This is a genomic window from Chryseobacterium sp. CH21, from assembly GCF_004119445.1.
Classification (GTDB): Bacteria; Bacteroidota; Bacteroidia; order Flavobacteriales; family Weeksellaceae; genus Chryseobacterium.
In genome coordinates, this window is the sequence record NZ_QICI01000068.1 from 1 (window position 1) to 291 (window position 291).

The window sequence follows — 291 nt, forward strand, 5'->3', positions numbered from 1 at the left end:
CATTTCCATATTCAATTTTTTTAATGCTTTATTTTCACTTTCTAATGCTTCTATTTTTTTACCAGCTCTTGAGTTGCCGAAATATTCAGCATAGATAAGGCATCATAATCTACTGTTCTCAGATCAGATACTTCAGTACCGTAAACAAATAGTTTTCCTTTAAGTTTCTTATCTTCCAAATGTACTGTAATACATTTCCATATTCAATTTTTTTAATGCTTTATTTTCACTTTCTAATGCTTCTATTTTTTTACCAGCTCTTGAGTTGCCGAAATATTCAGCATAGATAAG

The 291-nt window shown here is 29.2% G+C and carries 1 protein-coding gene; it reads right to left on the reverse strand.

Annotated features, from left to right (window positions below; genetic code table 11):
- Positions 1-50: 50 nt before the first annotated feature.
- A complete protein-coding gene (locus tag BOQ62_RS23895; RefSeq protein WP_262708345.1) occupies positions 51-179 on the reverse strand; it encodes a hypothetical protein in 129 nt (42 codons plus the stop codon).
- Positions 180-291: the final 112 nt, after the last annotated feature.